Genomic DNA, 24,385 nt, shown 5'->3' on the forward strand with positions numbered 1-24,385 from the left:
GGTCGTCGTACGGGCGGGGCGGCCGGACCGGCCACCGGGTCGGGGTGCCATGGCTTCACGATGCCAGATCCCCGGTTCCAACCGGGTCTCGGCGGCTGCGACCCGGCGGGAACCGGGGGTCCCGTACAACCGCCGGCATGAGTTCATTCACACCTCACCGATCCGACCGGCGGGCCGGCCGGGACGGCTTCCCCCGTCTGCTGCGCGCGGAGTGGACCAGGTTCCGCTCCGCGCGGAGCCGGGTGCTCGCCGTGGCGGCCTCCGTACTGGTCACCGTCTCGCTCGGGCTGCTGGTCGCCGGGGGTGCCCGCAGCACCTGCGTGACCTGGAGGGGGGAGGGCCCCTGCCCCGCGCCCCTGGTGGGTCCCGACGGCACGGCGGTGAGCGACAGGTACTACTTCGTGCACCAGCCGCTGAAGGGGAACGGCGGCATCACCGCCCGCGTGTCGGACATGACCGGGCGGCTGCGGATGCCGGACGCCGTACCCGGGGTGCGCAACGTCAAGGAGGGGGTGGCGCCCTGGGCGAAGGCCGGGCTCCTGGTCAGGCAGAGCCTCACGCGGGGCACGCCGTACGCCGCCGTCATGATCACCGGTGGCCATGGCGTGAGGATGCAGCACGACTTCGTCCACGACGTGGCCGGCGGTCCTGCCCGCGGGCCCCTGTGGCTGCGGCTGACCAGGTCGGGCGAGACCGTCACCGGCTACGAGTCGGGTGACGGCGAGACGTGGACCGAGGTCGGCACGGTCAGGCTGACCGGGCTGCCGGAGACGGTCGAGATCGGGATGTTCGCCGCCTCACCGGGCGCGATGTGGGAGACGGCGGAAGCCTTCGCCCAGGTCACCGCCGCCTTCGACCGGATCACGCTGCAGGGAGCGGACGGTCCGTGGCGGCATGACGACGTCGGCGTCTCCCCGGGGCCCGACGGCAGGACCCCGCATCACCCGGGCGGGGCCGTCGAGTCCGGCGGCAAGCTCCTCGTGACCGGGGTCGGTGACATCGGGCCCGCCACAGTGGACGGCGGCCTGCGCGCCGACCTCGCGCTGATCGGCGGGGGCGTGGGGCTGATCCCGCTGCTCGTGGCGGCGGTCACGTTCTTCACCGCCGGACACCGGCGGAGGCCGGCCGGGACCGGCCTGCCGGCCGGGCCGCATCCGGCGCGGCTGCTGGCGGCCGGGGCCGTGGTGGTCGGCGCGGTCGCGTTCGCGGCGGGGCTGGCGGCCTCGGGGGTCGTCGTCCCTGCCGGCCTGGCGGTGCTGCGCGCCAATCAGAACCCGATCCAGCCGATCACGCCGGGTACCGGGTTACGGGTGATCGTCGGCTACGCGGCGCTGGCCGCGGCCGCGGCCGTGCTGGCCCTGGGCCTCGCCGCGCTGGTCGAGCGGGCCGTCGTCGCCGTCGGGCTGGCCGTCGGGCTGGTCGTCGTGCCCTCCCTACTGGCGACCGCGGGTTCGGCGCCGTGGCTGCTGGCGGCCACTCCCGCCGCCGGGTTCGCGATCACGCAGAGCGTCCCCGCGTTCGCGCACGTGGAGGCGGGTCCGTCGCCGCTGGGGGGCCATTACCCGCTCCCGCCATGGGCGGGCCTCGCCGTGACCTGCGGATACGCCGCTCTCACCCTCGGGGCGGCGATGGCCGTGCACCGCAGGAGAGCGCCGGGCGGGTTCGGCTGACCCGAAGGGGCGGAACCCGTCCTGCGCGTTGGCGGCCGTGCCCCGGAGCACGGCTCGCGCGAGCCGGAGACCCGCCGTCCCGGACCGGCGCCCGGCCGCCGCGCCCGGTGCGGCTCACTGCCGGATCGTCGAGCCGTGCCGCTCCTTCCGGATGTGGAGCCGGGCGGGGATCCGGACACGCAGCTCGCCGACGTGGCTGACGATGCCGACGGCCCGGCCGCCGTCGCGCAGGCCGTCCAGGATGTCGAGGACCCCGTCCAGGGTGTCCTCGTCGAGCGTGCCGAACCCCTCGTCGACGAAGAGCGTGCCGAGCTCCACTCCCCCGGCCTCGGCGGTGACCACGTCGGCCAGGCCGAGGGCGAGCGCCAGCGAGGTGATGAAGCCCTCGCCGCCCGACAGGGTGGCGGGGTCGCGGGCCACCCCGGTCCAGCCGTCCAGGATCCGCAGACCGAGCCCGCCGCCGGACCGGCTGCGGTCGCCCGCCGCGCGCCCGAGGTCGTGGTCGAGGAGGTAGCGCCCGCCCGACATGTGGTCCAGCCGCTCGTTGGCCGAGGCGACGACCTGGCGGAGCCGCTCGCCGAGGACGTAGGACGACAGCCGCATCCGCCACCGGTTGTCGGTGGAGTTGCCACCGGTCAGGGCGGCGAGCCGGTCGGCCAGGCGGTGCCGTTCCGCGGCGGGCGACCAGCGGTCCAGGCAGCCGGCCAGCTCCGCTCGGAGCGCGGCCAGCCGGTCGCGGCGGTCCTCGGCCCGGTTCCGGGTGGCGAGGAAGGCGGCGTGGGCGGACTCGGCGGCGTCCCGGGCCGCCTCCAGCGCGGCCAGGTCGGGTCCGGGCTCCGCCGCGGCGGCGATCAGCTCCGGGTCGGCCAGCGAGGCGTCGACGGCGGCGCGCTCCTGGTCGAGCGCGCGGAGCCGTCCGGCCTTCTCCGCCTGCTCGGCGGCCGGGCGGACCGCCGCACGGGCGTCGTCGAGCCCGAGGAAGCCCGCCTCGGCCACCGCCGCCACGGCCCGTACCTCCGCCGCCTCCAGCTCGGCCTCGGCGGCCCGCTCCTGCCGGGTGGCCTCGACGGCCTCCCCGAGCAGGTCGGCCTCCTCGGCCAGCCGCTCCAGCCGGGCGGCCAGTGTGGGGTCCCCGCCCCGCGCCTCGTCGAGGCGCACGGCCAGCCGGTCGGCGTCGGCGGCGAGCAGCCGGGCGTCCGTACGGCGGGCGGACAGCTCCACCGCGAGCTCGCGCGAGCGCTCCCCGAGCTCCCCGAGCTCGGCGGTGACCTGCTCCATCCGGGCGGTGAGCGCGGGGACCGCGGCGGCCGACTCCCGCAGCGCGGCCAGGACCCGGTCGGCCTCCCGCAGGTCCTCGGCGGCCCGGGCGGCGGTCAGCGCGGGAGGCTCCCGCCCGGCCTCGCCGGTCGCCGGGGCGTCGCCGCCGGCGTCCGCGGCCCGGGCGTCACCGCCGGAGTTCCCCGCGGTGACGCCGTCCGCGCTCCCCGCGAGGCCCTCGTGCCCGCCGCCGCGGGTGTCCCGGTCGATGCCGTGCCGGGTGGCGGCCTCCTCGTGCCGGGCGGCCGCCTCCGCCACCCGGGCGACGGCGGCCAGGGCGTCCGCGAGGGCGGCGGCCTCGGCGGTGAGCCGCTCGCGACGCGCCCCGACGGTGGGGTCGGCTCCGCGCGCCCCGCCGAGGCGGGCCGCCAGCCGCTCCTGTTCGGCCAGCGCGCCGGTGCGGCGGGCGCGGTCCTCGGCCAGGCGGCGGGAGACCTCCCCGGCCTGCTGCCTGGCCGCGTCCAGTTCGGCGGCGACCCGGTCCGCCTCGGCGGCGAGCTCCTGCTCCGTCCCGGCCGCGGCGGTGAGGGCGGCCAGTTCCCGGCCGGCCCCGGCGAGCGCCTCCTCCGCCTCCGCGACGGCGAGGTCGCCGGCGAGGGCGAAGACCTCCTCCAGTTGGGTGGCGAGGGCGGCGACCCCGCTCTCGGCGTCCCGGCGCAGTTCCAGGGCCGTGTCGTAGGCGCGCTGGGCCGCGCGCTCGTCGTCGGCGGTGGGCGCCTCGTCGGCCGGGGCGGCCGGGGCGGGGTGCTCGGGTGAGCCGCAGACCGCGCACGGCTCGCCGGAGACGAGCCCCGCGGCGAGTTCGGCAGCCATCCCGTCGATCCGGGCCTGGCGGAGCTCCTGGAGCCGGTCGCGGAGCTCCTGGGCCCGGTCGACGGCCCCGGCCTGGGCGGCGCGGGCCGTGTCGAGTCCGGCGCGGAGCGCGTCGCGGCGGCGGGCGGCGTCCAGCACGGCGGAGGCGGAGGCGGCCGCCGCCTCGGCGGCCGGGATCCTGGCGGCCTCGGCCCTGGCCGCGGAGAGCCGGGCCGATACCCCGGCGAGAGCGGCGGGCAGCTCGCCCAGGGGTCCGGCGAGCGCGGCCTCCCGCCCTTCCAGATCGCTCAGGCCGGCGTCGAGGGCGGCGAGCTCCGCCTCCAGCTCCGCGAGCCGCGCCTCGTCACCGCGGACCCCTTCCAGGGCGGCGAGCGCGTCGCGGCGCTCGCGCTCGGCGGCGGCCAGCAGTTCCCTGAGCCCGGGCGTACCGGCGGTGAGGCTCCCGCCGGGCGCGGGCGGATCCTGCCCGGTCCCGGCCGGTCCGCCGGCTCCGGGAGTCCCGGAGGGCCGGGAGGGTTCCGGGGGGAGGGCGGAGAGCACGGCCGCCAGTTCCCGGCGGGCGGCGTCCAGCTCGGCTGCGAGGCGGTCGCGCTCCTCGGTGGCCCGGAGCCGGGCGGCGGCCGTCTGCCTGGCCGACTCGGCGGCGGGGATCCGGGCCGAGTCCAGGCGTGCCTCGGTGAGGCGGGCCTCCGCTTCGCCGCGGAGGCCGGGCAGGACCTCCAGGCGGGCGTCGGTCCCGGCCTGTTCCCCGGCCAGCCGCTCGATCTCCCGCTCCGCCTCCGCGCGGTCCTGGAGGATCCGCGTCAGCCGTGCCTCCTCCGACCGCAGCTCGCCCAGCCGGGTGATCTCGTCCCGCCGGTCGCGCTCCAGCGCGGCGAGGCGGTCGGGGCCCCTGAGCAGCGGGAGGGCCCGGGTGAGGGCGTCCGCGGCCAGGCCGCGCGCCTTGGCCGCGGCCTCGGTCCGCTGCCGGACCTCCTTCAGGAGGGGGAGGACCCGGTCGGCCCTGGCCGCCTCGGCGAGGACGGCCTCCAGGTCGGCCCGCTCCTCGGCCCGCTCCTCCAGCGCCCGGCTCCGGGCCAGGGCCTCGGCGTGACGGCGCTGCCGGTCGGCCAGCGCCAGGCCGTCCTCCAGTCTCCTGCGGGCCTGCGGCACGGCCGCCTCTCCCTCGGCCCCGCCGCCGGCCACCGCGGCGACCGCCTCGCCGGCCAGTTTCACGAGCGCGTCCGCCCACCCCAGCGGGTCCTCCTCCGCCGGGACCGCCGGGAGGCCCCCGCCGTGGAGGCCGTCCTGCGGCGCGGGGATCACGGCGAGCGCGGGGATCACGGCGAGCGCGGCGAGGAGGCCGGGGCCGGCGGCCTCCTGCAGGCGGTTGACCACGGAGTCGACCTCCCTGCGGAGGGCCTGCTGGTCGCGGAAGGCCTCGGTGCGGCGGTCGGCCAGCCAGGACTCGGCGGCGGCGTAGATCCTGACGGAGAACAGGCGCTCCAGGACCTTGCGGCGCTCCTCGCCGTCGGCGCGCAGGAACCGGGCGAAGTCGCCCTGGGGCAGCATGGCGACCTGGCAGAACTGGGCGGCGTTCATGCCGAGCAGCCCGCCGACCAGCTCCCCCGCCTCGTCGGCGCGGGTGCTCAGGCCGGTCCACTCGCCGGAGGCGAGCAGCTCCTCGACGACGACCTTGGCCTTCTCCTCCGTGGTGCCGGTCCCGCGCTGCTTGGGGCGCTGCCAGGCGGGCGAGCGGGTGATCCTGAAGCGGCGGCCCCGGATCGTGACCTCCAGGACCACGCGGGGGCCCCGGCCCGGTGGGGCGTGGTCGCAGCGCAGGCTCCTGGCGCTGTCGCGCTGTCCGGGCACACGGCCGTACAGGGCGTAGCAGAGGGCGTCCAGCACCGTGGTCTTGCCCGCGCCGGTGGGGCCGTGGATCAGGAAGAGCCCGGCCTCGGAGAGGGCGTCGAAGTCGACCTCCTCCTCGCCGGGGAACGAGCCGAACGCGGTGATCTGCAGCCGGTGCGGGCGCATCTACGCCATCGCCTCCTTGGTACGGCACTCCTCGATGGCCCTGCGGAGCATGCCGATCTCGTCGGCGTCGGCGGCCTCGCCGCGCACCTCCCGGACGAAGTCGAGCGCGACCTCGATCTCGGGGCGCCCCGCCGCCCGGGGGCGGATCACGGCCTCGGGGCCGCCGCCCTCGGGTTCGAAGGAGAGGGCGAGCGTGTGCGGGAAGCGGGTCCGCAGGCGCTCCATCGCCCCCTTGGGCCGGATCGGGTCGGTCAGCGTCACCTGGAGCCAGCGGTCCTCGTGGCCGGCGTGGGCGGCGGAGGTGAGCAGGTCGTCGAGGCGGCCGGTGAGGCGCCCGAGCCGCCGGGGCACCGGTGCCTCGGCGAACTCGGCCCCGGCGAACCCGTCAGGCCCGATCTCCACCAGCCAGGAGCCCTTCACGTGGTCGGTCTCGGAGAAGGAGTAGGCGATCGGTGATCCGGAGTAGCGCACGGTCTCGGTCATCCGCTGGCGGCCGTGCAGGTGGCCCAGGGCGACATAGCCGGCGCCGTCGAAGGCCGTGACCGGCACGTGCGCGACGCCGCCGACGCTGATGTCGCGCTCGCTGTCGCTGCCCCGCCCCCCGGTCACGAACGCGTGGGCCAGGACGACCGAGCGGGCGCCGCGCTCCGCGATGTCGGCCCTGATCAGGGACATGGCGTGCCCGATCGCGGCGGTGTGGGTGCGCTCGGGCAGTTCCCAGGGCCCGCGGACCAGCTCGGGCTCCAGGTAGGGGATGCCGTAGAACGCCACCTCCCCGGCCCCGTCTCCGGCCAGCACGGGCTCGGCGACCCGGGCGGGGTCGGTGCGCAGGTGCACGCCCGCGGCGTCGATCAGGTCGGCGCCGAAGCCGAGGCGGCGCGCGGAGTCGTGGTTCCCGCTGATCAGGACGGCGCGCGCGCCCTCGGCGACCAGCCGCCGCAGCGCCTGGTTGCACAGCTCCACCGCGTCGACCGAGGGCAGCGCCCGGTCGTAGACGTCGCCGGAGACGACGACCACGTCGACGCGCTCGGACCTGACCGTCTCGATCAGGTGGTCGACGAAGACCCCCTGCGCGGACAGGAGGCTCTCACGGTGGAAGGACCGGCCCAGATGCCAGTCCGATGTGTGCAGCACCCGCATCCGCCTGAAGCTAACAGTCCTCAGCGACAAGTGCTGCCACTCTCTCCACTCCGCTCTCGCCCACGACATATCGGAATGCCGGAAAACCGCCGCTCCGAGTAGGCTTGAAGATCTAGAGAAGCTTTTGAGGAAAACGGACCGAACGGACGACCGGCACAGAGCAGAGCGGCGATCGGGGAGCGGATCGGCATGTGGACGGGCCGTGGCAGGTTGAGCGTGGCCGCCGGTTTGGTCATGGTGGCCCTGGCCACGCTGGGCTACACCCTGCCTCCGCCGTTCGACCCGTCGCCGCTCCGGGCGGACCCGGTCTTCCGGACCCTGCCCGCCCAGCCCGCGGCCGAGGTCAGGCCCGTCGCCGCGACCGGGCGGATCCGCACGGAGGACATCACCGTCCAGGCCCGGGGCACCACCCTGGAGGCGACGGTCCGCGCCCCGCTCGCCCCGGGCAGGCATCCCGCGCTGGTCTTCGTGCAGGGGGCGGGTCCCGGGGTGCGCGACGAGTTCACCACCCAGGCCGAGTGGCTGGCCAGGGCCGGGATCGTCACGCTCGTCTACGACAAGAGGACCTCCGGCTACGACTTCCGCCACCGCGACTTCGGGCTGCTCGCCGACGACGCGCTGCGCGTCCTGGCCGAGCTGCGCAGACGCCCCGACGTGGATCCGGCGCGCGCCGGGCTCTGGGGGGTCAGCGAGGGCAGCTGGGTGGTCCCGATCGCGGCGGCTCGCAGCGGCGACGTCTCCTTCGCCGTGCTGGTCTCCGCGCCGAACGTCTCGCCCATGCGGCAGGTCAGCTGGGCGCTGGGCGAGCAGCTGGACCGGCTGCACGCCCCGGCCGGGGTGCGCGAGCTGCTCATCCGGGCGATGGGCGCCGTCGACATGAACTTCCTGCGCCACGACGCCGAGCCGGCGCTGCGCGGGACGCGGCAGCCGGTGCTGGCCCTGTACGGCACGCGCGACCCGTCGATCCCGTTCGTGGAGAGCAGCCAGGCCCTCACCCGCGCGCTCTCCGAGGGCGGCAACCCCGCGTACACGATCCGCTACCTCGACGGGGCCGACCACGGCATGCGCCTGCACGGCGGGCCGTTCGCCCCCGGGTACCTGGAGACGCTCGCCAACTGGGTCACCGGCCTGCCCGGCACGGCCCGGCCCGCGGTGCCCATCGCGGGCGCCACCCCGGTCCAGCGCTTCGAGGCCAGCGAGGTCCCGGCCGCCCCGTGGTACGCGGGGGGCGCGGTGCTCGGGCTCACGCTCTGCCTGGCCGCGGTCGGCTACGTGGCCGGCCCGGTGGCCGCGATGGTGGTGCGGCTGCGCGGCCGGCACCTGCCGGCCGCGGCCAACGCCCGGCTCTGGCCGCCGATCCGGCTCCGGTTCCGCCGGATGGCCTGGACCGGGCTGGGGCTGCTGGTCTCGGTGCTGGCCTTCATCGTGCTGCTGGTGCTGTTCTCGGTGAACCAGGCGGGGGCCTGGCCCGCGGTGCTGGCCGGCTGGCTGGTGATCAAGGTGCTGGCCGTGCTGATGCTCGTGCAGGAGGTCACGGCCACCGCCGCGGTGGTCGCCGCGCTGCGGGAGGGCTGGCGGCCGAGCCGCCCGCAGCACGTCGCGATCGCCGGGGTGCTCGGCGGCACCGGCCTGCTGCTGGTCGCGGCGGCCTACTACAGCCTGTTCGCCTTCCCCTGGTGACGGGCGCCCGCCTCCGGCGTCACAGCCACCCGTTGTCGCGCGCGAGCTGCGCGGCCTCGATGCGGTTGCGGGTGCGGGTCTTGCCGATGGCCGCCGACAGGTGGTTGCGCACGGTGCTCTCCGACAGGTGGAGACGGGCGGCGATGTCCGCGACGGCGGCGCCGTCGAGGGCCGCGGCGAGCACGTCGCGCTCGCGTCCGGTCAGCGGGCTCGGCCCGGCGGTGAGCGCGGCGGCGGCGAGGGCGGGGTCGACGATCCGCTCGCCCGCCACGACCCTGCGGATCGCGGCGGCCAGTTCCTCGACGGGGCCGTCCTTCACCAGGAATCCCGCCGCGCCCGACTCCATCGCCCTGCGCAGGTAGCCGGGCCTGGCGAAGGTGGTGAGGACGAGCACGGCGACGCCGCCCCGGCGCAGTTCGGCGACGGCGTCCAGGCCGCTGCGCCCCGGCAGCTCGACGTCGAGCAGGGCGATGTCGGGGCGGGCCTCGCGGGCGACGCCCAGGATCGCCTCGCCGTCGCCGGTCTGGGCGACGACCTCGATGTCGTCCTCCATGCCCAGGAGCAGCGCCAGGGCGTCGCGCATCATGCCCTGGTCCTCGGCGATCATCACCCGGATCACGCCGTCCTCCCCGGACGGCCCGCCGCGTCCTCTCCCGCCACGGGCACCGCCACCCTCAGGCGGAACCCCCCTCCGCCGACGGGCCCGGCCTCCAGCAGCGCTCCCGCCGCGGCGGCCCGCTCGGCCAGCCCGTTCAGCCCGTGGCCCCGCTCGCCCCGCCCGCCGGACCCGTCGTTCTCGATCTCCAGTACGACCTCCTCCTCACCGGCCCGGACCCCTATCCGGCACGCGGCGGCCCCGGCGTGGCGGATCACGTTGGTGACCCCCTCCCGTACGGCCCAGCCGAGCAGGGCGTCGGTGTGCGGCGCGAGCCGTACCTCGTCGGCGGTGACGGTCGCGCGCACTCCGGCCTCGCGCAGGGCCGCGCCCGCGGCGGCCAGCTCTCCGGCCAGCCCGCGCCCCCGGTAGCCGGACACGGCCGCGCGCACCTCGGTCAGCGCCCGGCGGCCGATCTCCTCGATCTCGGCGGCCTGGCGGGCGGCCGAGGAGGGGTCGCGGGGGGCCAGCCGGCGCACGGCCTCGGCCTTGACCACCATCAGCGAGAGCGTGTGCCCGAGCAGGTCGTGCAGGTCGCGGGAGAACCGCTCGCGCTCGGCGCCCACCGCGGCCTCGGCCAGCTCCCGCCGTGTCCGGTACAGCTCGAGCGTGACGTGCACGGCGACGCCCGCGGCGGCGGTGCCCCAGGCCACGGCGCCGGCCGCGTCCTGGCCGCCGCCCGTGGCGAAGGCGACCGCCATCGAGGCGGCGGTGACCGCGGAGAGGGCCGCCGGGACGGCCCTGCCGCGCAGCACCAGGACGCAGGCGATGGAGACGAGCGGGCACAGGTAGAGCCAGGTGCCGCCGTAGGCCGTGCAGCCGGCCAGGACGACGCCGGCCAGCCCCGCCAGCGCGACCCGCGCGGCGGGGGCGGCGGCGGGCCGGCCGAAGGCGGCCCGCACGCTCAGCAGGTAGCAGGCGGTGACGGCGGCCAGTGCGGCGGCCTCCGGCCACCGGGGGTCCTCGGCCAGGTCGGCGGCCGGGAAGAAGACCAGCGCCACCCAGAAGGAGAACGCCGCGGGACCTTTCACCCGGTCCACGTTAGTTCCAGAAGTCCAGCCGGTGCCCGGCCGCGTAGTCGACCGGCCGGACCGCGCCGGGGGCCAGCGACTGCACGCCCCCGTCCACGCGCGGCCAGGCGGGCAGGCCGGGGCCGTTGGGATCGCCGGCGCGGGCGAAGTTCGTCCAGTAGGCGATCATCTGCCGCGACAGCTCCCGCTGGCCGGGGTCGAGCCGCGCCGCCTTCTCCGGAAACAGGTACGGCAGGTCGCCCGCGTGGTAGGCGCCCCAGTCGAAGTCCGTCTTCAGCGGCAGGAACATCGGGGCGTCGCGGTCGGCGAACTCGTAGCCGTAGACCGGTGCGTACCGGGCGAGCAGGGTGTTCTGCTCGTGGGTGGCCCGGGCCCACATGCGGTCGGTCAGGACCGTCGCCCAGGCGATGCCCGGGGAGGGGAAGCTCCGGGCCGGATACCGGCGCAGGATCCGCCCGGCGTCCTCGCCGAACGCCTCCGCCACCAGCTCCCGGTACCGCCGCCCGATGAGGGGCCTGCCCTGCGCGTCGTGGTTCATCCCGACGAAGAGGCGGTGCTCGTCCCGGGTCGCGCCGGCCAGGACCGGCACGCGGTGGTGGCGTCCCGCGCGGATCGCCTCCGAGGGGATCTCCGGGAGCACCCTGTTGCCGTAGGCGTACGCCTGGAAGGCGTTCATGATCTGCGGTTCCCGGAGGATCCGCTCCACCGGCAGGGCACGCAGGCAGGCCAGGTCGCGGCAGCCGAGCCGCCCGGCGTAGTGGACGCCCAGCGCCTCGGTCTCGCGCGTGCCGCGCCAGCCCATGGAGGGCTGCGCGGGCAGGCCGGGGACCAGGCTGCCGGCGGGCATGTCCATCATGGTCTCGCCGCTCTGCATGATCGCCCGGTGGAAGAGGCCCTTCGCCCCGGGCGAGGTGAGGTGCCCGCCGATGGACAGCGCGCCGTAGGAGAGGCCGAAGACAGTCACGTTGCCCGGGTCCCCGCCGAAGGCCCGGATGTTGCGCCGTACCCAGGCGAGCGCCGCCTGCTGGTCCTGCAGGCCGTAGGTGCCGGAGTCCTTCAGCCCCGGGTAGCCGAAGGCGCCGAAGACGCCGAGCCGGTAGTTGATCGTGACGACGACCGTCCCCCGCGCGGCGAGCGGGCGGGCGTCGGAGAAGTGCCCCGCCCCGAGCGCGCCGTCGCCGTGCAGCCAGACCATGACCGGCAGCCCGGCGTCCCGCCCGCGCGGCGCGGTGACGTTGAGCACCAGGCAGTCCTCCGCGGTGCTGGCGACGGGGGCGTAGTCGGAGCCGACCTGCGGGCACATGTTCCCGGGCGCAGTGGCGTCCCGCACCCCCGTCCAGGGGCCGGCCCGCCGCGGCGACTCCCATCGTCCGGCGGCGGCGTACGGAATGCCGTGGAAGGTCCGGTGCCCGGGGGTCACCGTGCCGCGTACGGCCCCCGTCTCGGTCCTGACGACCGCGGGGTCGGCCTGCGCCGGTGTCCCGGCGCAGGCGGTGAGGAGGAGCGCGGCGGGCAGGACGGCCCGCCGGACGGACCGGCGGACGTGCGGGAGAACTCTCATGGGTTCAACGCTGCCGGGACCGGCTCCCGCCCGGAAGGTCCGCCGATCCGGGTTTTCCCATGACAAATGTCCTGGTTCCACGCGGGCCTGTCATGCCGCCTCCCCCCGCCCGAGCAACGATCATGCGTTCGACGTGCGGCCGGGCTCCTTCCCGGTGTGCCCGGTCCGCCCCTTCCGTCAGGCGACCGCCGGCGGACGGGACACCGGTGCGGTGGCGTATCCGCACGTCGCCTCGATGAGGTCGGCCGCCGCCCGGGCCCCGCCGCACTGACGGATCTCCTCGCGCATGGCCGCGATGTTGGCCGCGATGTCCGGGTCCGCGACGACGTCCTCGACCGCCTGCCGCAGGGCGGACCCGTTCGCGCGGTCCCGGGGAAGGTGCCGCCCCAGGCCGAGCAGGTCTATCTGGTCGGCGTTGACCCGCTGCTCGGCCATCTGCGGGATCGCGACCATCGGGACGCCGTGGGCGATCGCCTCCATGGTGCTGCCCATTCCCGCGTGGGTGATGAACGCCCGTGCGTGGGCGAGGACCCGGAGCTGCGGAACGCTGCGATGGACCTCGATGTTCGGCGGGATCGGGGGGAGCGCGCGGAGATCGAGCCCCTCGCCCACGGCCATGACCACCTGCCATGGGCCGTCGGCGAACGCCTCCACGCATTCGGTGAAGAACGCGGGCCGGTTGGTGTAGAGCGACCCGAGGGAGATCAGCAGGACCGGTGCGGCTCCGTCGCGCGGCCTCCAGTCGCCCTGGTGCGGACGCTCGTCGATGACCGGCCCGACGAAGGCGTGCTCATCGCCCAGGCTCTCCGGCCGGCGCTGGAAGCTCCGCGGCAGGAAGACCAGGCTGCGGGTGGCGCGGAGAAGGAAGTCCAGGGCGGGCACTCCGGGCGCGTGCTCGGCCGCGAACGCGCCGAAGGCGGGGAACAGGGCGTGCCGGGTGAGGTCGCTCGTGCCGTGCAGCTCGTCCTGCCATCCCGGGTAGAGGGCGTGGCTGGGGTTGAGCTGGATGGCCGGCCTCCCCCAGCGGCGGGCCAGGACGGGGCCGGCGAAGGCCTGCAGGTCGTGCAGTACGGCGTCGGGCGGCTCACCGTCGAAGGCCGCGGTCAGGCCGGGGAGGGCGAGACGGGCGTCCTGGAGGGCCAGCATCGCTCCTTCGGCGAGACTCTCCGGCGCGTCATCGGCGCGGCAGTGCGCCGACGGGAGGAGGACGGGGGCGGCACCGGCGGCGGTGATCTGCGGAGCGAAGGCCTCCGTGGTGACGTAGCTGACCCGGTGGCCGCGCCCGGTCAGCTCCCCCACGACGCCGAGGGTGGGATTCACGTGCCCGTGCTGCGGCAGGTTGACCACGAGCAGGTGCAGCGGGCACCCACCGGGGTCGTTGACGGTGTGCCGGCTCTGCGGCTGGTGATAGGCGGGCATCTGCGGTCCTTGTTCTCGTCCTCGGCATGTCGGGCCCGGCCCGGTCCGCCGGGATGATCGAGGTCAGGCGGCGGACCCGGCCAATGTCACTTGGAGTAATCATTACACAACTTTCAGTAGCCAGAGGTTGCCGGATCCCCTAGGCTTCCGGGCCATGCCCACCAGCAGTGATCACGCGCTTTCCGTCGGTGCGCAGGCGGCGCGCCTGTCTGCTGCCGCAGCGCAGGCAGCGGATCCCTTCCCGGCCTACCGCAGGTTGCGCGCGCTGGGAGAGGTGATCGAGACGCCGGAGGGCGTGCTCCTGGCCACCTCCCACGCGGCCTGCGGGGAAGTACTCCGCGACGCCGGGCAGTGGCTCGTCCCGAGGCCGCTCCGGGAAAGGGACGTTCCCGCGCACCGGAGGATGGCCTACGGGGTGCAGGAGCTCTACCGGATGATGGTCAGCCTGAACGCCCCGGCGCACGCGGCGCAGCGGCAGCCCGCGGTCCGGCTCATGACCAGGCGGGCGTTGTCGGGGTTCGAGCCGGTCGTCCGGCGACTGGCAGGTGAGCACGTCGACTCCTTCGAAACCGAGATCGGCCTTCGCGGCCGGGGTGACTTCGCGGCGACCGTGGCCTCTCCCATCGCGGGGAAGGCACTGTGCGGTTTCCTCGGCCTGCCGCAGAGCGACGCGGCCGCCCTGGTGGAACCCAGCCGGGCGGCGCTGGCCCTGCAGGAGATCAGCCCCGGCCGCGCCGCGCTCAGCGAGGCGGGTGAGGCCGTCGCCTTCCTCCTGGAGCATCTGCGGCGCCGGCTGGCCGAGCCTTCACCTGCTCCCCGGTTCATCGACGCGCTGGCCCGGGCCGAGACGGAGGGCGGCCTTCCCGGCGGCTACGCGGCCCGCGTCTCGGTGATGCTCCTGGTCGGCGGCACCAGCATCTCGGCCGACCATCTGTCCGGCGCCGTACTCGCCCTGGTCGAACACCCGCAGCAGGCCCGGATCGTCCGCCAGGAGCGCACGCTCACCGACAGCGTGGTCGACGAGCTCCTGCGGTACGCCCCTCCGATCCATGTCCTGCAGCGCCAGGCCGCGCGTGACGGCGTACTGCGCGGACATCCCGTGCGTGCCGGGCAGGTGGTGCGGCTCATGGTCGCAGCCGCGTCCCGCGACCCCGCACTGACCGGTGATCCGGAACGCCTGGACGTGACCCGCCCGCGCCCTCGCCATCTGGTCTTCGGTCTCGGCTCCCACTACTGCCTCGGCGCGGCTCTGGCCCGGATGGAGTCGGCGGTCCTGCTGCCGCGCCTGCTGGCCGGGACGCCCCGGCTCACCCTGGCAGGCGAAGTGGCCTGGCGGCTCGGCTCCGCCCATCGGGGCATCGACCGCCTTCCACTGGCCGCGGGGCCGCCCGGACCGCCCGGGCCGCCCGGCCCGCCGAGCGACGTCGTCCTGGCGGGCGGCATCACCGCGCCAGGCGCGGAGGCACGGCGATGACCGCCGCATGCGACGGCGTTCTCCGAGGTCGCGTCGACGCCGCGGGAACCAGGTTCGCGGCGCTGCTCGCCGGCCCGCCGCCGCAGCAGCACCGGCGCGGCACCGTGATCTTCGTCAACGGCCTCTTCGGCTCGAAGGAGGACTTCGAGCCTCTGCTCACGGTGCCGGCCCTGCGCGGCTACCGGCTCTGCTCCTACGATCAGCGAGGACAGCACGAGACGCCCGGACCCGACGAAGCGGCGGCCTACACGCTCCAGTCCCTGTCGTCCGATCTGCTCGCCGTCACCGCCGCGGTCGGTGACGGCCGGCCCACGCACCTGGTGGGGCACTGCGCGGGCGGGATCATCGCGAGTCAGGCGGTCCTTTCCGCTCCCGGTGCCGTCACCAGCCTGGCGCTCCTCGGCTGCCCGCTGCGCGTCCCGCGCGATGCCGCCGCCGATCTGGTGAACGCCGCAGAGATGATCGACCGGCTCGGGATGCGGGCACTGGAGCCGATCGTGAGCCAGTGGGCGCGTGCCGAGCCCGAGCGCCGCCCGCTGCTGGAGACCCGGATGCGCACCACACGGGCCGCGCACCTGTCCGGCTTGGCCCGCGCCCTGGCGGCCGGAACCGGCGACCTGGTCGCCCCCCTGATCCGCACCGGGACTCCGACGCTCGTCGTGCACGGCGCGGGCGACGGCCGCACCGCCTCCCGCGAAGAGTTCCGGCAACTGGCAGAGCGCTTCGGGCGATCGGCGGTGCGCGTCCCGGGCGCCCGGCACAACGTCCAGGTCGACCGGCCGGACGCGACGGCCGCCGCACTCACTGCCTTCTGGGCGGAGTGCGGATCAGCGGGCCACACGCCCCCTGCGCCCGCCTGACGATCGCCCTGCCCGTCCTCCCGCCGCTGATCGACCGGCCGCCGCCCGCCTGCCGTGGACGGTACGGCAGGCCACCGGATCCAGACCTCTCCGGCCACCGGACCAACAGAAGGATCGGAAATGCACGCCGCACACAACACCGCGGGAACGACCGGGCGCACCCCGGTGCTCCGCGTCGACGACGTCCACACGTCCTACGGCCGGCACCCCGTGCTCCGCGGAGCCTCCCTGTCGCTCGCCGCGGGTCACCTCGGCGGCGTGGTCGGAGAGAACGGATCGGGCAAGTCCACGCTGCTGCAGTTGCTCGCCGGCCGGCTCGCACCCGACCGCGGCGCGATCCGCCGCCCCGCGGACTTCGGCTACTGCCCCCAGCGCACGATCCTCCACCCGGCTTTCACCGTCCAGCAGCACCTGCGCTTCTTCCAGGTCGCCTACGGCCTGCGGAATCTCGACCGCGCCGACCACCTCATGGACGTCCTCGGCTTCGCCGGCCATCGGCACCGGCAGGTCTCCACCCTGAGCGGAGGAACACAGCAGAAGCTCAACCTCACCCTGGCGCTCATGCACGATCCGCCGCTGCTTCTCCTGGATGAGCCCTACCAGGGGTTCGACTGGGAGACCTACGAACGTTTCTGGGAACTGGCGTCCGACCTCAAAGAACGCGGCAGCTCCGTCCTGATCGTCTCCCACCTCGCCTTCGACCTCACCCGCTTCGATCAGCTGTGGCGGCTGAGAGGCGGGCGGCTGCTCGACGACACGCGCGCGGAGCGCACCGCCGCGAACGGGGAGAGCCGGTGACCCGGACCCGGGCCTCCTCCGCCCACTACCTCACCGCCACGCGCTTCGCCCTCCTGGAACACCTCCGCAACCGCTTCGCCATGGTCCTGGCCGTCCTCTTCATCCCCGGCTGGACATCGCTGGTGTACCGGATCGTCAGCGAGCGCGATGTCACCTTCCTGCTGCGGGCGTCCGGTGAATGGGTGACCGCACCCGGTGACCGGCTCAGCTTCCTTCCCGCCGCGCTCAACACCGTCACGGCCATCATCGGCTTCATGATGTTCACCGTCACCTTCCGGTCCAGCCGGTTCGACCAGCGGTTGACGATGGCGGGCTATCCGCGCGGCGCGCTGATCGCGGCCAAGCTCACTGCGCTCCTGGTCGTCGCCGCCTTGATCTGCGCCTACACCACGGCCCTGATCTGCCTGCACTGGACGCCGAAGCAGCCGATCGCCCTGTGGCTCTCCCTTTTCTGCGCCGCCATGGCGTACGGAGGAATCGGCGTCATGCTCGGGGCGGTGCTCCGCGGAGAGCTGGAAGGCATGTTCTCCATGATCATGATCAGCATCGTCGACACCACGCTGCAGAGTCCTTTCGTCAACCCCGCCGGCGACAACGATCTCATCCGCTACCTGCCGTCGTACGGCACCATGCAGTCCGGCATGAGCGCGGCGTTCCTCTCCTCCTCCCCCCTGCCGCACCTCCTCCTGGAAGCGCTGTGGTTCATCGGTGCGATCACGGCGGCCGGAGTCGCCTTCAAGATCAACACTCGGGACCGCAGCGGGGCGCGGGTGGGACCGGTCCGAACCAGGTTCGGAACCACCGCGGGAGACCGTACCCGACGAGCGTGAAGAGGCGGTCCTTCGAGGAGCCCGCGCGTCGGCGTCCGGTCGGTGCGGCGCCGGAAGCCGAGCCGTGCGAAGGGCCGCTCGCCCACGGCCGGCCCGGCGGACGCCCGCCACCGTCGACCCGCTCGGGCCGCCTCGGGGCCGAGACCGCGGGACTCACCCGGCGGCGGGCGGGAGGTGGCAGGCCAGCCAGCGGTCCATCTCGGCGAAGACCTGCTTGCGCGCGGGCTCGGGCGAGAGCACCAGGTCGTGCATGCCGCCGGGCACCCGCACGCACGTGACGTGCCGGCCGACCCTGGTCGACCAGCGGGCGATCTGCTCGGGGTCGAGCACGGTGTCGGCGCCCTGCGCCTCGGGGGCGAAGTCGCGCAGCTGCAGGCCCTTCTCCGCGCAGAGCACCAGGACGGGCGCGTCCACCCGGAGGCCGCCGTGCAGGCGCCGCTGGGCGCGGCGGACGGCGGCCAGCCAGACCGCGTGCACCGGGAAGCCTCCGACCGGCTTCCACTCCAGGTCGAAGTCCCACTCGCCGTGGTGCTCGCGGTGCAGGCTGGTGCCGTACGCGGTGGACAGGCCCAGGGGCAGTACGGCGCGCGCCGGCAGCCGGGAGAGCGGGCCGTGCAGGAGGTCGGCGGCGAGCCGGAGCCCGGCGGGGACGTTGAGGTCGAAGAAGGGGCTGTTGAGCACCAGGCCCTGCACGAGGCCCCGGCCGCGGACCCGGTCGGCCCAGAGGGCGGCGATGAGGCCGCCGGTGGAGTGGGCGTTGAGGACCACCGTGTCGTGGCCGTCGCGTTCCCGGATGATCCGGACGGCCTCGTCGATCTCCGGGAAGTACTCGGTCACGCTGCGCACGAACCCGCGGGTCTGGTGCGGCAGCAGCGACCGGCCGTACTTGCGCAGGTCGAGGCCGTAGAAGTCGATCCCCTGGGCGGCGAAGTGGTCGGCCAGATGGGTCTGGAAGAAGTAGTCGGTGAAGCCGTGCACGTAGAGCACGGCCCTGCCGGTCGCCGGGATGTCGGCGCGGCGCCGTACGAGGGAGGCGATGACCTTGCCCTCGTAGTCGTCGGCCATGGGCAGGACCGTGAGCTCGTAGCCGGGCCCGAGGAGGTCTGACACACCGAGAACGTCTGACATGGGGTTCAGGGTAGTTCGTAGGGGTTGACGGGCCAGGAGGGGATCGCCTCGGGGAGGTCCTGGCTCACCTTCATGGGGAAGTTCGCCGGGCGCTTCTCCAGGAAGGAGGTGACGCCCTCGGCCGCGTCGGGGGCGGCGCCGAGGGCGTGCATCAGCTTGGAGTCGGCGCGGTGGGCCTCCCAGGGGGAGGCCGCCGACAGTCCGGACCACATGAGCCGGCGGATCGCGGCGACCGAGACGGCGGAGGTGTTGTCGGCGATCTCCCGGGCCAGCGCGCGGGCGGCCGGGAGCAGGTCCCCGGGGGCGAGGACCCTGGAGACCAGGCGGCCTTCGAGCGCCTCGGCGGCGGGGAAGACGCGGCCCGTCGCGGCCCACTCCATCGCCTGCGAGATGCCGACGATGCGGGGCAGGAACCAGCTGGAGGCGGCCTCGGTGACGATGCCGCGGCGGGCGAAGACGAAACCGAACTTCGCGGTGTCGGAGGCGAGCCTGACGTCCATCGGGAGCGTCATGGTCACCCCGACGCCGACGGCCGGGCCGTTGATCGCGCCGATGACCGGCTTGAGCGAGCGGGCGATGCGCAGCACGACCGTGCCGCCGCCGTCGCGCGGCGAGCCGTCGACGGTGTCGGCGCCGCCGAACATCTCCTCGGACCTGCGGTGGTTGAAGGTGTCGCCGCCGCCGCCGAGGTCGGCTCCGGCGCAGAAGGCGCGGCCCTGCCCGGTGACGATCACCGCGCGGACGTCGTCGTCGGCGTCGGCGAGGTCGAACGCCTCGATCAGCTCGGCGCGCATCACGTAGGTGAAGGCGTTGAGGCGCTCGGGCCGGTTGAGCGTGATGGTGGCGACGCCGTCGGCCACGCCGTACTGGATCTCCGCGAAAGACATGACCGAATCTTATTCCAGTACGGCGGGCCCGGAACACCCGGGAAGCTTTTCCCAAGTTGTTCACGCGCATGTCGCTTCCCTGTCCGAACGATCGCCTTACCATCACCCTCTGTGACGCACAAGTGGGTATGAAGGCTCGCAAGCGTGGGGAAACGGGGAAAAGGTGCGGAACACGTCAAAACCGTCCGGAGTCGGGGCGGTCATCGGATGGACGGCCCTGTCGGCCGTCGCGCCCGGCGCCGCCCATCTGCGGGCCGGCTGGCGCCGTACCGGACTGGCGCTGCTCTCGGTCTACGCCGTGGCGCTGCTCGCCCTGCTCTGGGTGGGGCTCACCTCCGACCTGGCCGCGCTCATCGGGCAGCTGCTGGCCCCCTCCTGGCTGACCGCCGTCACCGTCGGCTCCCTCGCGCTCGGCACCGCCTGGTTCGCCCTGGTCGTGCACTCCTTCACGGTGCTGAACCCCCGCACGCTGCCCGCCGCCGGGCAGGCCGCCACCGGGACCTTCGCGGGCATGCTCGCGGTGGCCGTGCTGCTCCCGTTCGGGCTGGTCGGCCAGTACGCCGCGATCTCCCAGACCGCCCTGGACGACGTCTTCACCGCCCCGGCCACGCCGCTGCCCACCGAGCACGAGCAGGACCCGTGGGCGGGACGGAGCCGGGTGAACATCCTGCTGCTCGGCGGCGACGCCGACGACCACCGGCCCGGCGTGCGGACCGACAGCATCAACGTGGCCAGCATCGACGTCAGGACCGGCAACACCGTCCTGCTCAGCCTCCCCCGCAACCTGGAGAACGTGCGGTTCCCGCCCGGCACCCCGATGGCCAGGCGCTTCCCCGGCGGCTTCCGGCTCCCCACCGGCCCGGGCGGCGGCCGCGACGACCTGCTCTTCGGGGTCTGGGAGTACGCCGACGCCCACCCGGAGATCTTCGCCGGCAAGCGGGAGCAGGGCGCCCGGGCCCTGATCGACGCCGTCGGCTACACCCTCGGCCTGAAGATCGACTGGTACGCCCTGGTGAACATGTGGGGCTTCGCCCGCCTCATCGACGCCATCGGCGGGGTCACGGTGACCGTGCCGCAGGACGTGGTCTTCGGTAAATACGACGAGGGCCTGGTCAAGGCGGGAACCCGCCGACTGGGCGGCGCCGACGCGATGTGGTTCGCCCGCTCGCGCACCAACAGCGACGACTACACCCGGATGGGCCGCCAGCGCTGCGTCCTGGGCGCCCTGCTCCAGCAGGCCGACCCGGCGACCGTGCTCTCCCGCTTCAACCGGGTCGCGCTGGCGGCCAAGGAGCTCATCAGGACCGACATCCCGCGTCCGATGCTGGAGCACCTGGTCCCGCTGGCGCTGAAGGTGAAGGGCGCCCAGGTGACCAGCGTGCAGTTCGTCCCGCCGCTGATCAACACCGGCTACCCCGACTGGACGAAGATCCGCACCATCACCGCCAGGGCCATCCGCGCCTCGGTCGCCGCGCCCCCGCAGGCCGCCGCCTCCCCCCGGCCGTCCGCCACCCCGACCGCCGTGACCGCGCAGGCGGCCGTGAAGGACAGGCCCGACCCCTCCGCGCCCAAGGAGATCACCGAAGGCTGCGGCTGACCGCCGGGCCGACCGTCACCGGCCGCGGGCTCCCGGAGCCGGACGTCCCGGTCACGCCCGGTAGGAGTCCTTGGCGAGCCGGCGGACCCGGTCCTCGTCGATGCCGTGGCCGAGACCGGGCTGGGTGAGCGGGACGGCCACGACGCCGCCGGTGGCGCCGACCGGCGGGGTGACGATCTGGGCGCTGCGCGGCGGCTCGGCCACGTCGCACGGGAGCGTGCAGCCGGGCAGGCTGGCGGCGGCGACGGTGGCCGCCCTGGCCAGGCCGGTCCCCTGCCCCCCGGAGCAGGCGATCTCCCAGCCCGCCGCCGCGGCGCTGTCGTGCGCCCGCCGCACCTCTCGCAGGGAGCCCAGCACGGCCGGGCGGAGCAGCAGCGCGCGGCCCGCGCCCGCGGCGATCGCCTCGTCCAGCTCCGCCACCGAGGCCACCTCCAGCAGGACCGGCGCGGCGACGCGCTCCTGCAGATCGGCGTGGTCGGCCAGGCCGCCGGAGCCGGCGAACGGGCGCTCGATGGCGGACGGGGCGTAGGCGTCCAGCGCCTCCAGGGCCTCGATGTCGGTGTAGGCACCGCGGGCGTCCAGGCCGATGCCGAGCGCCGGGTAGGCCTGCCGGACGGCGCGCAGCGGCTCGACGTCCCAGCCGGGGTGCACGTCCATGGTGACGTGCGCGTATCCGGCGCAGACGTGCCGGTTCACCCGGGCGACCAGGCTGTCCAGGTTGCGCTCGGCGCCGATGCGCACGGTGGCCATCAGCGAGGTGCGGCTCCCGCCGAGGGCGTGCGCGAGCGGGACGCCGCGCATCCGGGCCCACAGGTCCCAGCAGGCCATGTCGGCGGCCGGGCCGCCGGGAACGGCGCCCAGCTCGTCGGGGTGCTCCCAGTCGACGCCGATCAGCGCCTGGGCGAGCCGCTCCTGCAGGATCGACCACGTCTTGGGATCGGGGTCGACGACCTCGCCCCAGCCGGTCATGCCCCCGTAGTCGGTGAGCCTGACGAGGATGCTCTCCGGCCGCCTGCCGTACGGAAGAACCAGCCGGGACACCTCGAGCCCGCACACACGCGGCATGAACTCCCCTTGATCTCTATCACCCCGTGAAAGCGCGAATCCCGCCCGGAGGCGGGACCCACCCCTGAACGCGCCCGAGGGGTGCACTGCTTCCCCCATGGTGCCACGGCCGGCGGGGGACCGAGGTCAGACCCTCACCCGGCCCGCCACCGGCGCACCCGCGGCCGCCACCAGCGCGGTCAGCGCGAAGCACGCCAGGTAGACCGGGCCGGTGGCGCCGAAGGCCGCGACGACCGCTCCGACGGCGACGACCGTCGTCACCGTGAACACCGACTCCCCGACGCCCAGCGAGGCGCTGTTCTCGCCCTCCTCCCCCGGGCTCGACAGCTCCAGGACGAGCACCGACAGCAGCGGGTACACCAGGCCGATGCCGAAGCCCATGAGCATCTCGCCCAGGAAGGCCGCGGCCACCGGGACCCCGGGCAGGACGGCCAGGGCCACCAGCAGCAGGCCCCCGGCCATCAGCAGCGGCCCGGTGCGCAGGATCGCCACCCGGTCGTACGGCCTGCGCCCCGCGATCCACGAGGCGAGCGACCACGCCAGCGCGCCGCCGGTGAGAACCAGGCCGGCCTGGGCGGGCGAGAGTCCCCGCTCGGCGCTGAGCATGAGCGGCAGGAACAGTTCCCCGCCGAAGAAGGCGCCGGCCACGATCCCGCGCAGGACGATCACCGAGGGCAGGCCCCTGCGGACCCGGACGGTGCCGGGCGGGAGCAGCCGGGGCAGCGCCGCGGCCAGCACGGCCAGGCCGGCCAGGAGCAGGACCGGGCCGCCGCCGTCGCGGGCCGCGCCGCCGTACTGCATGAGCGCCGCGCCGCCCGCCGTCAGCACCGCCCAGCCGAGCCTGCGCCCGATCGGCGTGCGCCCGGAGGCCGCCCCGCCGGAGGCCGTGTGCTCACCCGGCGGGGTGCGGTCGCCGGAGGAGGTCCCCGCGGCGGCGGTGCGCCCGGCCGCCGAGGCGGCGGCCAGACCGCGCCAGAGCAGCAGCGCGGCGGGGACGACCAGCAGCGGCACGCCGAGGAAGACCCAGCGCCAGCCGGGCCCCTCCACCACGACGCCGGTGATCACCGGCCCGATCATGGACGGCACCACCCAGGCCGCGGCGAAGACCGAGAAGACCTTGGGGTGCAGCCCCGCGGGGTAGACCCGCGAGACGAGCACGTACAGCGCGACCTGGAAGACCCCGCCGCCGAAGCCCTGCACGAACCGGCCCGCGACGAACACGTCCATGGTCGGCGCGGTCCCGCTGACCACCAGGCCCGCCGCGAAGACGGCCACGCCCGCCCAGAGCGGGACGACCGGCCCGTACAGGTCGCCCCAGCGGCCGCCCAGCACGGTGGCGATCATCCCCGCCGCCAGCGCCCCGCTGAAGGCCAGCGCGTACAGGCCCAGCCCGTCGAGCTCCCGCCCGACCACCGGCATGGCGGTCGCCACCGCCAGCGCCTCGAAGGCCACCAGCATGATGAGCGCCACCATGCCGACCGTCAGCGCACGGTGGCGCTGCGCGAATATCCCCGGCGTCTCCCGGGAGGTCTCTGCAACCGTCGTCATGATCGGACCGTACGGCCGCCGCCCCGGCGGGCGCATCGGCCCGGTGGATCAGTCCTTGGACGTAGGACCCGCCTCAGCCGCGTAGGACGCCAGGCCGCGCAGCATCAGGTCGAGCCCGAACGCGAACCGCTCCCGGTCGTCCGCGGCCACCAGGTCGTCCACGTGCGCGACGAGGGTGGGGAAGCGGTCGGCGGGCAGAGCGCGGTAGAAGGCGCCGATCTGGCCGAAGGTCTCCTCCAGGAAGCTCGCCACGTCCTTGCCGCTGGCCCGCTGCCGATTCATGTAGAGCGAGCTCTCGAAGGCGTCGGCGCAGACGTAGAGGCCGAGCCGGTCGACCATCAGTGAGGCGATCTTCGGTGGCACACCGCCCGCGATCATAATGGCGAGCTGGCCCTCGGCGACGCGCAGCGCGTTGGGGGTGGTCGGGATGTTCGCGAGGCCGACCCTGGCGATGTCGGCGTGCGCGCCGAACACCCGGATCGCCTCCAGGAGCAGCTCCCTGAGCTGCTCCAGCCAGCGCTCCGGCTCCGGCTCGGGTATCCGGATCTCGCCGATGACCTCGTCGTAGATCAGGTCGAGCAGTTCCTCCTTGTTCGCCACGTGGGCGTAGAGGGAGGCGGGACCGGTGCCGAGCTCCTGGGCGACCCGGCGCATGCTCAGCGCGTCCAGCCCTTCGGCATCGAGGATCCGCAGCCCCGTGGAGACGATGAGATCCCTGCTCAGGACGGTTCTCGGCGCGCTGGGTCGGCGGGTCTTGCGCCACGGCGGGACGGGGATCTCGGTCATGCGGGGATGGTATACCGCCCGAAATTCTTTCTGCGAACACCGTACCGGCGACGAACGCCGTACGTCTCACGAACGTCGTACGTCTCACGAACACCGTACTTGACACGAAC

The 24,385-nt window shown here is 74.9% G+C and carries 18 protein-coding genes; 7 read left to right on the plus strand and 11 right to left on the minus strand.

Annotated features, from left to right (window positions below):
- The first annotated feature begins 137 nt into the window (after window positions 1–137).
- Window positions 138–1,670 (plus strand): DUF1349 domain-containing protein, encoded by a 1,533-nt coding sequence (locus tag FHS22_RS20870; RefSeq protein ID WP_184943979.1) that lies wholly within the window; start codon window positions 138–140, stop codon window positions 1,668–1,670.
- A 114-nt stretch (window positions 1,671–1,784) separates the two neighbouring features.
- Here the strand turns inward: FHS22_RS20870 and FHS22_RS20875 are convergent, their stop codons facing one another.
- Both FHS22_RS20875 and FHS22_RS20880 read right to left on the minus strand, forming a co-directional pair.
- Entirely contained in the window at window positions 1,785–5,816 is a 4,032-nt protein-coding gene (locus FHS22_RS20875) for an AAA family ATPase (protein ID WP_184943981.1), read from the minus strand.
- The gene (locus FHS22_RS20880) at window positions 5,817–6,956 is read right to left on the minus strand and encodes an exonuclease SbcCD subunit D (RefSeq protein WP_184943983.1); all 1,140 of its coding nucleotides are present in this window, start codon (window positions 6,954–6,956) and stop codon (window positions 5,817–5,819) included.
- A 216-nt stretch (window positions 6,957–7,172) separates the two neighbouring features.
- On the opposite strand from FHS22_RS20880, the gene FHS22_RS20885 reads away from it, so the two are divergent.
- A complete protein-coding gene (locus tag FHS22_RS20885; RefSeq protein WP_338047863.1) occupies window positions 7,173–8,636 on the plus strand; it encodes an alpha/beta hydrolase family protein in 1,464 nt (487 codons plus the stop codon).
- A 19-nt stretch (window positions 8,637–8,655) separates the two neighbouring features.
- Here FHS22_RS20885 and FHS22_RS20890 read toward each other — a convergent pair whose 3' ends face one another.
- The 4 genes from FHS22_RS20890 to FHS22_RS20905 form a co-directional block, all read right to left on the minus strand.
- Window positions 8,656–9,255 (minus strand): response regulator transcription factor, encoded by a 600-nt coding sequence (locus FHS22_RS20890; protein ID WP_338047864.1) that lies wholly within the window; start codon window positions 9,253–9,255, stop codon window positions 8,656–8,658.
- Entirely contained in the window at window positions 9,252–10,322 is a 1,071-nt protein-coding gene (locus FHS22_RS38225; RefSeq protein WP_184943986.1) for a histidine kinase, read from the minus strand. The genes FHS22_RS20890 and FHS22_RS38225 overlap by 4 nt, the downstream gene beginning before the upstream one ends.
- Window positions 10,323–10,332: 10 nt before the next feature.
- Window positions 10,333–11,883 (minus strand): carboxylesterase/lipase family protein, encoded by a 1,551-nt coding sequence (locus FHS22_RS20900; protein WP_184943988.1) that lies wholly within the window; start codon window positions 11,881–11,883, stop codon window positions 10,333–10,335.
- A 177-nt stretch (window positions 11,884–12,060) separates the two neighbouring features.
- Entirely contained in the window at window positions 12,061–13,302 is a 1,242-nt protein-coding gene (locus tag FHS22_RS20905) for a macrolide family glycosyltransferase (RefSeq protein ID WP_184943990.1), read from the minus strand.
- Between the two features lie 274 nt (window positions 13,303–13,576).
- Between FHS22_RS20905 and FHS22_RS39310 the strand changes: the two genes are divergently transcribed.
- The 4 genes from FHS22_RS39310 (at window position 13,577) to FHS22_RS20925 (ending at window position 17,264) form a co-directional block, all read left to right on the plus strand.
- On the plus strand, window positions 13,577–14,776 hold the full coding sequence (locus FHS22_RS39310; protein ID WP_221473904.1) for a cytochrome P450: 1,200 nt from the start codon (window positions 13,577–13,579) through the stop codon (window positions 14,774–14,776).
- Window positions 14,773–15,636, plus strand: coding sequence for an alpha/beta fold hydrolase (locus tag FHS22_RS20915; protein ID WP_184943993.1), 864 nt, complete (start codon window positions 14,773–14,775; stop codon window positions 15,634–15,636). The genes FHS22_RS39310 and FHS22_RS20915 overlap by 4 nt, the downstream gene beginning before the upstream one ends.
- Window positions 15,637–15,756: 120 nt before the next feature.
- Window positions 15,757–16,434: an ATP-binding cassette domain-containing protein gene (locus FHS22_RS20920; protein ID WP_184943995.1), complete on the plus strand. Its 678-nt coding sequence runs from the start codon at window positions 15,757–15,759 to the stop codon at window positions 16,432–16,434.
- Complete coding sequence (locus FHS22_RS20925; RefSeq protein WP_184943997.1) at window positions 16,431–17,264, plus strand: ABC transporter permease; 834 nt, start codon at window positions 16,431–16,433, stop codon at window positions 17,262–17,264. The genes FHS22_RS20920 and FHS22_RS20925 overlap by 4 nt, the downstream gene beginning before the upstream one ends.
- A gap of 153 nt (window positions 17,265–17,417) precedes the next feature.
- Here the strand turns inward: FHS22_RS20925 and FHS22_RS20930 are convergent, their stop codons facing one another.
- Together FHS22_RS20930 and FHS22_RS20935 are read right to left on the minus strand one after the other, a co-directional pair.
- A complete protein-coding gene (locus FHS22_RS20930) occupies window positions 17,418–18,392 on the minus strand; it encodes an alpha/beta hydrolase (protein ID WP_221473905.1) in 975 nt (324 codons plus the stop codon).
- A 5-nt stretch (window positions 18,393–18,397) separates the two neighbouring features.
- Window positions 18,398–19,279 carry an enoyl-CoA hydratase-related protein gene (locus FHS22_RS20935; RefSeq protein WP_184943998.1) on the minus strand — a complete coding sequence of 294 codons (882 nt, stop codon included), beginning with the start codon at window positions 19,277–19,279 and terminating at the stop codon, window positions 18,398–18,400.
- A 163-nt stretch (window positions 19,280–19,442) separates the two neighbouring features.
- On the opposite strand from FHS22_RS20935, the gene FHS22_RS20940 reads away from it, so the two are divergent.
- Window positions 19,443–20,876, plus strand: coding sequence for an LCP family protein (locus FHS22_RS20940; RefSeq protein WP_184944000.1), 1,434 nt, complete (start codon window positions 19,443–19,445; stop codon window positions 20,874–20,876).
- A 51-nt stretch (window positions 20,877–20,927) separates the two neighbouring features.
- Here FHS22_RS20940 and FHS22_RS20945 read toward each other — a convergent pair whose 3' ends face one another.
- The 3 genes from FHS22_RS20945 to FHS22_RS20955 all read right to left on the minus strand — a co-directional run bounded on the left by FHS22_RS20945 (window position 20,928) and on the right by FHS22_RS20955 (window position 24,275).
- On the minus strand, window positions 20,928–21,941 hold the full coding sequence (locus FHS22_RS20945) for an enolase C-terminal domain-like protein (RefSeq protein WP_184944001.1): 1,014 nt from the start codon (window positions 21,939–21,941) through the stop codon (window positions 20,928–20,930).
- Between the two features lie 126 nt (window positions 21,942–22,067).
- Window positions 22,068–23,489: an MFS transporter gene (locus FHS22_RS20950; RefSeq protein ID WP_260408129.1), complete on the minus strand. Its 1,422-nt coding sequence runs from the start codon at window positions 23,487–23,489 to the stop codon at window positions 22,068–22,070.
- 48 nt (window positions 23,490–23,537) lie between these two features.
- Window positions 23,538–24,275, minus strand: coding sequence for a TetR/AcrR family transcriptional regulator C-terminal domain-containing protein (locus FHS22_RS20955; RefSeq protein WP_184944005.1), 738 nt, complete (start codon window positions 24,273–24,275; stop codon window positions 23,538–23,540).
- Between the last annotated feature and the right edge of the window lie 110 nt (window positions 24,276–24,385).

Origin of the sequence: Thiemannella venezuelensis, from assembly GCF_014203605.1 — a bacterium.
Classification (GTDB): Bacteria; Actinomycetota; Actinomycetes; order Streptosporangiales; family Streptosporangiaceae; genus Planomonospora_A; species Planomonospora_A venezuelensis.